7 protein-coding genes are annotated in these 10,698 nt (G+C 64.3%); 2 read left to right on the top strand and 5 right to left on the bottom strand.

Annotated features, from left to right (window positions below):
- Positions 1 to 25: 25 nt before the first annotated feature.
- The 3 genes from B4N44_RS05865 to B4N44_RS05875 form a co-directional block, all read right to left on the bottom strand.
- Positions 26 to 2,644, bottom strand: a complete 2,619-nt coding sequence (locus tag B4N44_RS05865; protein ID WP_296697932.1) for a PEP/pyruvate-binding domain-containing protein — start codon at positions 2,642 to 2,644, stop codon at positions 26 to 28.
- Positions 2,645 to 2,715: 71 nt separating this feature from the next.
- Positions 2,716 to 3,372, bottom strand: a complete 657-nt coding sequence (locus B4N44_RS05870) for a thiol:disulfide interchange protein DsbA/DsbL (protein ID WP_296697909.1) — start codon at positions 3,370 to 3,372, stop codon at positions 2,716 to 2,718.
- Between the two features lie 252 nt (positions 3,373 to 3,624).
- Complete coding sequence (locus B4N44_RS05875; protein ID WP_296697914.1) at positions 3,625 to 4,593, bottom strand: alpha/beta hydrolase; 969 nt, start codon at positions 4,591 to 4,593, stop codon at positions 3,625 to 3,627.
- A gap of 156 nt (positions 4,594 to 4,749) precedes the next feature.
- Here B4N44_RS05875 and B4N44_RS05880 point away from each other — a divergent pair, with 156 nt between their 5' ends.
- Complete coding sequence (locus tag B4N44_RS05880; RefSeq protein WP_296697916.1) at positions 4,750 to 5,631, top strand: ABC transporter ATP-binding protein; 882 nt, start codon at positions 4,750 to 4,752, stop codon at positions 5,629 to 5,631.
- A gap of 265 nt (positions 5,632 to 5,896) precedes the next feature.
- The gene (locus B4N44_RS05885) at positions 5,897 to 6,949 is read left to right on the top strand and encodes an ABC transporter permease (protein ID WP_296697919.1); all 1,053 of its coding nucleotides are present in this window, start codon (positions 5,897 to 5,899) and stop codon (positions 6,947 to 6,949) included.
- Between the two features lie 30 nt (positions 6,950 to 6,979).
- Here B4N44_RS05885 and B4N44_RS05890 read toward each other — a convergent pair whose 3' ends face one another.
- Both B4N44_RS05890 and B4N44_RS05895 read right to left on the bottom strand, forming a co-directional pair.
- Positions 6,980 to 7,375 carry a septal ring lytic transglycosylase RlpA family protein gene (locus B4N44_RS05890; protein WP_296697922.1) on the bottom strand — a complete coding sequence of 132 codons (396 nt, stop codon included), beginning with the start codon at positions 7,373 to 7,375 and terminating at the stop codon, positions 6,980 to 6,982.
- Positions 7,376 to 7,801: 426 nt separating this feature from the next.
- On the bottom strand, positions 7,802 to 10,444 hold the full coding sequence (locus tag B4N44_RS05895) for a glycosyltransferase (protein WP_296697929.1): 2,643 nt from the start codon (positions 10,442 to 10,444) through the stop codon (positions 7,802 to 7,804).
- Between the last annotated feature and the right edge of the window lie 254 nt (positions 10,445 to 10,698).

Genomic DNA, 10,698 nt, shown 5'->3' on the forward strand with positions numbered 1-10,698 from the left:
GCGGCTGTGCCGACGAGTTCGGTCCTCAGTCCTCCGCCTGATAACACACCAATCGCTGGCACAACACATCCGCGATGACGCGCAGGCCGGTGTCGCGCACATCGAGCCAGGTGAGGGTTGCCGCGACGGCGTCGTCCGGCATGTCTTCCAGATCGAGCGGGAGGCGAGCCGATGCCGGCAGGGCGCTCAGCCAGGCGGGGTTGTAGCTGGCCTCGCCGTGATGCGGGAAGAGAGCGACATAGGCGATCTGGGATTCGACGAGATCCTGGAAGAAGTGCGAGCCGAAGGAGAGGTCCGGCACCATGCCGTCGCCGAGTTCGGCGACCTCGGCGATCACGGCGACGCGACTGATGTCGGCGAAGCGGATCGGCACGCCGAGTTCGGGTGAGCTGGTGCCCCAGCGGCCGGGTCCGATCAGCAGTGTGGGGCAGTCGTCGCGATCGGCGATGCGGCGATTGAGCTGTCCGACTAGACGGGCGACGGCGAACTTCTGCACGGTCGTCAGCGCACTGTAGCGCGGGCCGTCGACATGGATGATGCGGGCGATCGGCTGGTCGATGTTGCCGCCCATGAAATGGCCGTCGGTTGCGAAGAAGAGGCACCGGCTCGGCATCTCGCCCGGTAGCTCCACGCGTTGATTGAGACCGAGTGTCTGAAGCGGTCGGCACTGGACCAGACTGAAGGAGGGTGTGCCGTCGTCGGCGAGATGCAGGGTGAATTCGACGTCGACGGGGTAGGCATAGGCGTCCTCCAGGGTTTGGAGCAGACGCTGCATGAGTCTGACGAACGGGGTCTCGCGCAGGAGCGGGGTGAATGTGATGCGCCAGACCGGATCGCCGCCCGTGCGCTCGCGTGCGCGCTGCGTCGCCTCGCGGTCGAACTCGGCGCACCAGCGCAGCGGCAGCTCCGGGTCGCTCGTCAGGCGTCTCACGGCGAGCGTGCGCAGGCGGTTGTCCGAGATGTCGAGCACGTCGATATCGTGTTGGGAGAAGCGCACGGCGTCGTCGCGATCGCGGAAGGGGCGTTTGTGGGGTTGATCCAGGGCCACCACGCAGGCGTGATCGCCTTCGATGCGGTCGACCGCGCGCGTGCCGAGGCCCATCACCAGACGGACCATGCCGGCGGTCGGGTCCATGGACTCTTCCCAGACGAAGGTGTTGCGCGACACGCCCACACCGGCGGCGTCCGGGAAGTACCAGCGCCCGTGATAGCGGCCGCAGACGCGTTGCAGGAGAAGCGCCATGGGCTCTTCGAGGTCGGCCAACCCGCGTTGACGTCGGTAGGTGAGGGCGTCCTCGCTCATGGTGCTGGCGAAGACCCGGCAGATTGCCTCTTCGAGCTGAGCGAGCCGTTGCTCGGGCGAGCCTTGGTTGACGAGGAAGAGGCTTTCGTATTTGCCGGCAAAGGCATTGCCGAAGCCGTCTTCGAGCAGGCTGCTCGAGCGCACCAGGATCGGGTACTGCCCGAAATAGTCGAGCATCCGTTCGAGCTCCGAGCGGACTTCTTCCGGAAGCTCGCCGCGCAGCATGTCCTCGCGCAGTGATTGAGCCTCGCTGAAATACCCCGCCTCGGTGCGCTGGCGCATGATCCTGGGCCACCAGCCGTTGTGCACCAGATAGGAGTAATAGACGTCGGAGCCGAGAAAGAATGAGTCGTGTGGCTCCAGATGACGTTCCCAGCGCTCGGGATCGTCCTGCAACAGGATGCGGCGTGCCAGCAGCATCCCGACCGCCTTGCCGCCGATGTAGCCGCTGCCGATCATGCGTGCGCGGATCTCAATGAGGTCCTGCAGGCCGAGATAGCGGCGGGCGAGCGCGATGATGCGCTCGTCGCGGCTGATCAGGATCGGATAGAGCTGCTCGAGCACAGCACGGCGTCGCTCGCCGTCGGCGTCTTGGTTCAGCACCTCGGCGGCATCGAGAAAGAGACGATCCCAATAGTCGAGCTGGCGCTGCGTGGTCTCGCCTTTGCGCCGCTCGAGGTCCGCGTGGAGTCGGGTCGCGTCGCTGCTGTCGACCACGGGGCGAAACGCCTCGCCCTCGTGAATATGCGGCAGGAACATGGTCGGCGATTGGCGCTGCCAGACCTTGACCGGTTGCAGGTAGCAGCCGCTTTCGGCCCGTCTGACATCGATCAGAACCTGCGTGGTCTCGCGGATGCGTGCCATGGTGGTGTAGCAGTGGCTGCGCGAGAGCAGGCCGAAATAGGCGACCGTGTCGAGCCGATAAAGATAGGGACAGATGACTTGGAAGAGATTGCCGACCATCAGGTCGGTGGCCCAGGCCGAGAGCAGATCGGAGAGACAGTCGAAGACGTAGAAGGCGCCGCGTCCGTAGTCCGTGATCAGGCGGTGGACGTGGCAGGTAAAGGCCTCGAAGCCGCGCAGGGCGTCGATCGAGACGATCTTGATGCCCGGCCCGGGCGCGACCAAGGGCGCATGTCGGCCGAAGCGCAGATAGATGATGGAGCGATCGCCCGCGACGGCTTGCGCGACAAAGGGCCCGACGAACCCGCGGTAGTCCTCGATGTCATCGATGCGCCAGACGACGTTGTCGCCGATGCGCAGGCCGTCGAGGACGCGATCGAGTCCGGCCAGTCCGGTCGAGACGCGCTCGGCGCAGGCGATCTCGAGGTTGTCTCGCATCGGCGCGACCTCGGTCGACAGGGGCGCCGGCTCGGCCTCGCGACCCTGTCCGGCCGACGTCGTGGTTTCGGTCAACTCGCGACCGTCTGCTCGCGCGCCATCAGGATCAGGTCATCGGCGATCGCGAGCATGTCGGGGAAACCCTTAGCCTGTTGACCGACGACCACATAGCGACCTCCGACCGTGATCATGGGCACCGCATCCACGCGATAACGCTCGACCAGTGTGTCGCCGCGCTTGATCTGAGTCTCGACCGCGAACGAATTGAACAAGGGCTCGAAGGTCGCGACGTCCACGCCCTTGCTCGTGACCCATGCCAAGACATCCTTCTCGGTGAAGAGCTTGATCCGGTCGTGATGCAGTGCCTCGAAGACCTCCTGGTTGAGTCGATCCAAGTCGCCGCTGTACTCCAGCGCATAGAAAAGTCGTGCGAGATTGGCCCAGGCGGCCCGACCGAAGGTCACCGGGACCTGGCGGAAGGTGACGTCCTCCGGCAGCTTGGCGGCCCAGGGTTTGATGACCGGGTTGAGGTCCATGCAGTGCGGGCAGCCGTAGGAGAAGAATTCGAGAACCTCGATCTTGTCGGGTGCCGGGCTCGGCTGCGGCGGCGAAACGGCGCGCCAATCGCGACCCTCGACCAGGTTGGCGGCGGCGGGGTGCAGCGGGAGCATCGCGGCGCCGAGTGCGCCGATCATGGTTTGGGTAAAGCGGCGACGGGTGAAGGCCATGGTGGATCTCCGGGCGGGATGAGTGAGGTGGTGATTCGATCTTATCGGTCTGGATTTAGCCGGTGATGATATGTCCCCGGCGCGGCTTGTGTCAGTACAAGACTCTTCTTGGCGGAAGGTTGTGCCGAGCGGGGCGAGGCACAACTTCCACGCTGACGGCGGCGATTCCGATCGACGGTTCGACGTGTCTGTTGTGGCGTGCGAGGCTCGGGCCGTCCCCGGCGGCATGGCGCTTGCTATCATCAGCGCGACCTACGGCGTCTCGCCGCAAAATGCGCTCGCCCGCTGGCCGTGCGGCGACGTGGTTTCACCCGACGGCAGCGGGGCTTCGGGATCATCGAGCCAGGCGGCGATGTCGGTGCGCACGCGCGCGCCTTGGCGGTCGCGCGGGAGCATGTGCCATCCGTGCTCGTAGAGAACGAATGTCAGACCTGGATCCGTGCCGGGTAGTTTCGCCAGAAATCGGCAAAAGGCATTTTTGGGGATGATTTTGTCCTGCTCTCCGTAGAGCAGCAGGGCAGGTGTCTGCAGTCGGCCCGCCGCGGCTTGCGCCCGGTCCATCAGGTCGGTGATGCCCCAGAGTGCATCCACCCGCGTCGCCTTGATGACGAGCGGGTCCGCGCCCATCGCCTGCAACATCTCGATGTGGTCGGACGGACTGATGCGGATGCCCTCGCCGGTCAGCTTCAGCCAAGGCAGGGTGCGCACGGCACCTTCAAGGGCGAGGCGTTGATACCAGGGCATGGTGTCGCGCGACCAGACCGCCGGCGCGATCAGGATCAGGCCGTCGACCGGCAGCGGTCCCTGCGCCGTCGCGGCCAGTACGACGGCACCGCCCATGCTCTCGCCGGCGACATAGAGTCGGGCCTCGGGATGACGCGCACGCAGGAGATCGACCAGGTTGCGCAGATCCGCGGCGAGACGCTCGCTGCCGTGCCAGCGACCGGGCAAGGCGGCGGCGCCGAAACCGCGCTGATCGACCGCGTAAGTGGTGATGCCCGCGGCGGCAAGCTCGCGGCCCAAGGGGGCGAAGGCGTTTGCGTAGTCGTTGAATCCGTGCAACCCGAGCACAACCTTCCGAGGCCGCTGCGCGCCGCTCCAGACGCGCAGGGGTAGACGATAGCCGTCGTCCATCCGCGCGTGATCGACGCCGATGTCGGGCGACCTTGGGTGCGTGTCGGGGGATTCGACGATGTTCGGGGCGGCGCAGGAGGTGAGCATGAAAACAAAGGTCAGGGCGGCAAGGGTGTTGGTCCAGAGCGTGCCGGCGATGACTGTCGGCAGTAGAGTCGGCCTCGTGGAGCATGAGGCGGAATCTGGAATTCCGTCCGGGCTCGGCCCGCCGTGTCCGGTACGAAGCGCGTATACTCCGCGCCTGTGAACAGCCTGCTCGAAGCCCATGATTTGGTCCGGATCTATCCTGGTGTGCGCGCCGTGGATGGTATCGGCTTTCGTGTCGATGCCGGTCAGTGTTTCGGTCTCTTGGGGCCGAACGGGGCCGGGAAGACGACGACCTTGGAGATGCTTGAGGGCATCCAAACCCCGACCTCGGGCACCGTACTCTATCGTGGCCGGCCGCTCGATCGCGCCTACCGCGAGTCGGTCGGCATCCAGTTTCAGGCGACCGCGTTACAGGACTTTCAGACGGTGCGCGAGTCACTGTCCATGTTCGCGAGCCTCTATCGGCGCACGGCGGATCGCGACGAGCTGATCCGTCTCTGCAATCTCGCGGAGATCCTGGATCGAGACACCCGCAAGCTCTCGGGCGGTCAGCGTCAGCGTCTGCTCTTGGCGATCGCCTTGGTCAACGACCCGGATCTGGTGTTTCTCGACGAGCCGACCACGGGCCTGGATCCGCAGTCCAGACGCAACTTCTGGGGTCTGATCGAGACCGTGCGGCGGCGCGGCAAGACTATCGTCTTGACCACGCATTACATGGAAGAGGCCGAGCGTCTCTGCGACCGCATCGCAATCGTCGACCATGGGCGGATCATCGCCGAGGGTCAGCCTGCGCGTCTGGTTCGGGACCATTTCCCGGCCACCGTGATTCGTCTGCCCGAGTCCGCGTGGCCCGTCGGGGCTACACTCCCGCCGACGGCCGAGCGGCGCGACGGGACCATCGAGCTCTTTGCCGAGGAGGTCCCGCCGATGTTGGCCGAAATCGAGCGCGCCGGCGCGGATCTGACGGACCTGCGGGTGGCGACGCCGAATCTGGAAGACCTCTTTCTGAAACTGACCGGACATGATCTGCGCTCTTAAACCGCGCCCGGCGCGGTATGCGATGTTCTCGGGATGGGATCGGACCCGGCAGACTTCACGACCGCTGGAGTCTGCGCGGTTTAAGGCATTGAAAAATAGATTATTTAAACCGCGTCCCCGCTAAGGGTCACGTATACAGCAATTGTCGATCTCACTCGAAAATGCGCGTCTCGCACTGGGCGCGGTTGAGATCCGTGGGGCTCGGGCTTGCTCGATCCCTCTGTCTCGATCCTGCGGATTGTCGTCCAAACACCCGGAACATCTCATGTGGCGTCGTATCCTGACCATCCTCGTCGCTCGTAACCGCGAGTTTTATCGCGATCGGGCTGGGCTGTCATGGAACATCCTGATGCCGATCATGATGGTGCTGGCCTTTGCCTTCATCTTCACAGACACGTCCAGGGACGTCTTCAAGGTCGGCGTAGTCGGGGATGGCGCCGACATGCCGGTTGCGGCCTTCCCCTTCCTGCAGACACGCCACATCCAGTTCATCCCGGTGACGGATCCGTCGGCAGCGATCGGCAAGGTGGAGCGCCATCAACTGGATCTTCTCGTGGATCCGAGCGAGACACCGCGCTATTGGGTGAATTCGGAGTCGGCCAACGGCTATCTCGTCGAGCGTCTCCTGCTCGGTGCAGGCGGGTCCGGCGGCGACGCGGCCGGCGATGATGGCGAATCCGCGGGAGTAATCCCGCAGCGGGTGACCGTGAGCGGCGCCGCCTTGCGCTATGTCGACTGGGTGCTGCCCGGCGTGCTGGCGATGAACATCATGTTTTCCAGTCTTTGGGGTGTCGGCTGGGTGATCGTGCGCTACCGCAAGAACGGCGTACTGCGTCGCTTGAAGGCAACGCCGCTGAGTCCGTGGGAGTTTCTCACCGCGCAGGTGTTCTCGCGACTGTTGGTGGTGCTGGGGGCGAGCCTCGTGGTCTATAGCGGGGCCAGTCTCTTGCTGGACTTCCCGATGCACGGCTCCTACCTTGCGCTGCTGCTGGTCTATGTGTCCGGTGCGCTCTGTCTGATCAGCCTCGGACTGATCGTCTCCTCACGCCTGCGCACGGAGGAGGTCGCGGATGGCCTGCTCAACCTCATCTCCTGGCCGATGTTGCTGCTGTCGGGGGTGTGGTTCTCGATGGAGGGGGCCAGCGGCGCGGCTCAGATCCTGTCGAGGTTCCTGCCGCTGACCCATATCGTGGACGGTGCTCGGGCTGTCATGATCGACGGCGCCGGTGTGCTCCAAGTCCTTCCCCAGATCGGCCTCCTGGCCGGTCTTGCACTCCTCTTCCTGACGCTGGCGGCCTGGATGTTTCGTTGGGAGTGAGTGGAGCAGGGCGGATGGATTAGGCTCGAATCAGGAGCCGCTTGCCTTCGGGACGCTCAACACCTCGACCTCGACCCGCGCCAGGCCCTTCTTGATCATCCCCAGCTCGCGTGCGGCGCTGCGGGATAGATCGATGATCCGGCCTTTCACGAAGGGGCCACGATCGTTGACTTTGACGACGATGCTCTTGCCGGTTTTGGTGTCCGTCACGCGGACCTTGCTGCCGAGGGGGAGAGACTTGTGTGCTGCGCTGGGGATGTTCTTGTTGTAGATCGCCCCGCTTGCGGTCTTCCGACCATGGAGGCTGTCGTGGTAGTAGGACGCGATACCCTTCTGAGCATGCCCCGGTTTGACGCGTGCCTCGGCATTCGGGCCCGAGACGAGAAGAAATACCCCGAGCGAGGCGAAGATCAGCGTTTTGTTCATAAGCAGGACCGTTTCTGCAATCAACCGGCGGGCGCCGCGGGCGGCGCATTGGATGCCGGTCAGTTGATAACCTGGCGGGCAGTGTAAGGGAAATTGCGTATAGGGTAAACCCGATATCGGGAAAACCCGGATCTCTAGCCGATCCCGGTCTGAAGACGGTCAGGGAAGGAAAGTGGATGGCGTGGCGGACCGGGCCAGCCCCCGGCGCACGAGATCCACCCGCAGCGAGCGATCGGTCTGAGGTGTCCGGTGATCAGGACGTGGACTGTGCGCAGCGTGATCAGCGCGAACGGCTGAAGGCTGACAGATGAAGCGTGAAGACCCGAGGCCGAGAACGGACAGCCGACATCAGGCGACAGGCGGCAGCAGTCAGGCGGTAGGAGGCATACCGATCAAAACCGCCAAGCCCCACGCCGCATTAGCCCACTAACGACCCTGCTCGACACGCGCTGTCGATCCCTCGCCCGTCATCACCGGCATCGGTCCGACCAGGCTCGCAGGCAAGGTCTTGGCGGCGCTGATCAAAGACACCGCGACTGCGGCTAGGTAAGGGATCGACTGGACGATCAGTACAGCCAACCAGACCCGGACATCCAGCATGAAGGCGTCGTCGCGCAGCATGATGAGGGCGGCCGCGAGCCAAAAGGCGACGACGAAAAGGCCCTCTTCACGTGCATCGGCCAGGGCGCGGATGAAGGCCGGTGCTTGTGCGAGCTTCGGGGTTCTGAAAAAGCCGAGCCTGCCCGAGACGAAGCCGCCGAACATGGCGCGGGCGATCGTGTGGGAGAGGGCTAGCCCGGCCAGGCCGGCAGCGAAGCTCTGACGCAGGGTCGCGGTCACACGACGCCGATAGAGCAGGAAACTCTTCGACATCTTGAAGCCGAACAAGACCAAGGGGACCAAGGCGACCGTCATATAAGGGGGCGTCACCTGGAGCGGAAACATCACCATGGCCACGGACCAGGCGAGTGCCGCGAAGTTGAACAGGAGGTTGAAGCCGTCCGCGAACCAAGGCAGCCAGCCGGCGACGAAGTGATAGCGTTGGCCCGCCGAGAGCGTGGTCTTGCGGATCCCCAACAGCTCGCGGCGATGGTGTTTGAGTGTGCGCACCGCACCGTAGGCCCAGCGATACCGCTGTTTCTTGAAGTCGGCGAAGGTGTCCGGCATCAGGCCGCGCCCGTAGGTGCAGGGGATATAGAGCGCCTTGTGACCCTTCTCGAACACACGCAGCCCGAGTTCGGCGTCTTCGGTAATGCACCACTCCGCCCAGCCGCCGACGGCGTCGAGCGTCGGGCGGCGGATCATGGTCATGGTGCCGTGCTGAATGATGGCGTTGCGCTCGTTGCGGGTGACCATGCCGATGTGAAAGAAGCCGCGATACTCGGCCATGCACATCGCCTTGAAGGCGTTCTGGTCGGCGTCGCGATAGTCCTGCGGGGCCTGCACGATGGCGACCTCGGGGTCTTGAAAGGCGGGCACCAGATGCCTTAACCAGAGCGGCTGCACGATATAGTCCGCGTCGATGACGGCGATGACTTCGGCGCGCGGGTCGGTCTCGCGCAGCGCATAGTTGAGTGCGCCGGCCTTGTAGCCCGCGAGCGGATCGACATGGAAGAACCGGAAGCGCTCGCCGACGGCTTCATTCAGATGCCGGCAATGCGCTTCGACCGGCTGCCAGACGGCGGGATCCTTGGTGTTGTTGTCGATGACCAGGACCTCGTATCCCGGATAGTCCAACGCCGCCAAGGCGTCCAACGTCTCGATCAAAAGCGCGGGCGGCTCGTTGTAGGCGGGCACGTGGATGGAGACGACCGGCAACTCCTCGTCGGGCACCGCGCGCAAGGGGAACGGCCGACGCCACCGACGCAGCCACAACGCCTCGGCCCATTCGTGCGTCTCGGCCATGATCAGGACGATGACGCCGCCCCCCCCGACGAGCAGCAGGATGCCCACGATGGCCGTGGCCGGCGTCATGTAGAGCCGTGTGTAGTCGTAGACGATCCAGACCGCTGCGGTCGAGATGGCATACATCACCAAGGCGAGGAAACCTTTGCCTTTGCTCGACAGACTCGCGCTGTCGCGGTAGAGAAACGCCAGGAGCAGTACGGCCATGACGACCGAGAGTCCGGCAAGCTCCTGCCAGTGCGGGATGCGCACCACGGGTTGGGTGAAGACGAACTTGGGCTCGCGATCGGTGTTGTAGACGCCCCAGTAGGCACCGGTGGCCCCTTCGAGCTTGGTCTTCCAGGTCTGGTCGAAGGCCTCCATGACATAGTAGACGTAACCCGCCTGCTCGGCGTGCGCAAGAAAACGGCGCAGGAAACGCGTTTGATTCGTCAGCGACGCCTCGGCCCCCCGATTGCGCCGGCCGTTGCTCGGCCAGCCGACCTCCCCGATAATGACCTCCTTGTTCGGAAATGCTTTCTTGACCTCGTCGTAGCGACCGACCGCATAGGCTACGGCCTGTTCGATGGGGACGCCTTCCCAATAGGGCAGCAGGTGGACGGTGATGAAGTCCACATGATCCGCAAGCTCCGGATATTTGAGCCAGACATGCCAAGGTTCGGCCGTGCTCACGGGTAGCCAGGTCATCTCGCGCACCCGGTCGAGGTATTCGGCCAGCTCGGAGACCGAAACGTCCTCGCGCAAGATCGCCTCGTTGCCGACCATGACGCGTACCAGATTCCGATACCCTTTGCTCAGGATCTCGCCGAACCGTGCGAGCTCGATGTCGTTGGCGTCCGGATCGGCTCCGATCCAAGCGCCGAGCGTGACATTCAGGCCGCGCGCCGCGGCCAAGCGCGGGATCGCCGAGAGCGTGCTTTCCACCGAGTAGGTCCGCACGGCATGGACGGTTCCCTGCAGCAGCGCCAGGTCATTGTCGATCTCCTCGGTGGTCGGGTAGTTCTTCAGCGCCGGATCGTTGTGCGCACGCATCGGTGCGAAAGAGAAGCCTTGGATACGATTCGGCCAAGGTGGCTCGTCCGCCGGTCGATTGAGCAGGGCCCACGCCGCAACCGTCAAGAGGGCGATCAGGACCGGGATGAGGATATTGCTTGAATGTCTCACGGGTGCTCGGACGGCATGGCCGGATCGCGCGCTACCGAGCAGGGGTGGCAAGGGGCGGCGAACGGAGGGGGTGGGGTCGGCACGACCTGATTCCTTGGAAGACAAGCTGTTCGAGTTCGAAACGGGTGCCGGACATCATGTCATAGCGCGCATCGTCGATGTCACGATTCCGCTTCACAACAGCGAGATGATAACGCGATTTCGATGCCGAAGTGAGTCGGGTTGGGGCGACGGGTGCGACCGAAACTGATGCG

The organism is Thiocapsa sp. UBA6158, from assembly GCF_002423035.1.
GTDB lineage: Bacteria > Pseudomonadota > Gammaproteobacteria > Chromatiales > Chromatiaceae > Thiocapsa.

Bases quoted from the DNA above. Each gene is read 5' to 3' on its own strand.
- B4N44_RS05865 (WP_296697932.1), bottom strand. From the start codon at position 2,644: ATGCGAGACAACCTCGAGATCGCCTGCGCCGAGCGCGTCTCGACCGGA.
- B4N44_RS05870 (WP_296697909.1), bottom strand. From the start codon at position 3,372: ATGGCCTTCACCCGTCGCCGCTTTACCCAAACCATGATCGGCGCACTC.
- B4N44_RS05875 (WP_296697914.1), bottom strand. From the start codon at position 4,593: ATGCTCACCTCCTGCGCCGCCCCGAACATCGTCGAATCCCCCGACACG.
- B4N44_RS05885 (WP_296697919.1), top strand. From the start codon at position 5,897: ATGTGGCGTCGTATCCTGACCATCCTCGTCGCTCGTAACCGCGAGTTT.
- B4N44_RS05890 (WP_296697922.1), bottom strand. From the start codon at position 7,375: ATGAACAAAACGCTGATCTTCGCCTCGCTCGGGGTATTTCTTCTCGTC.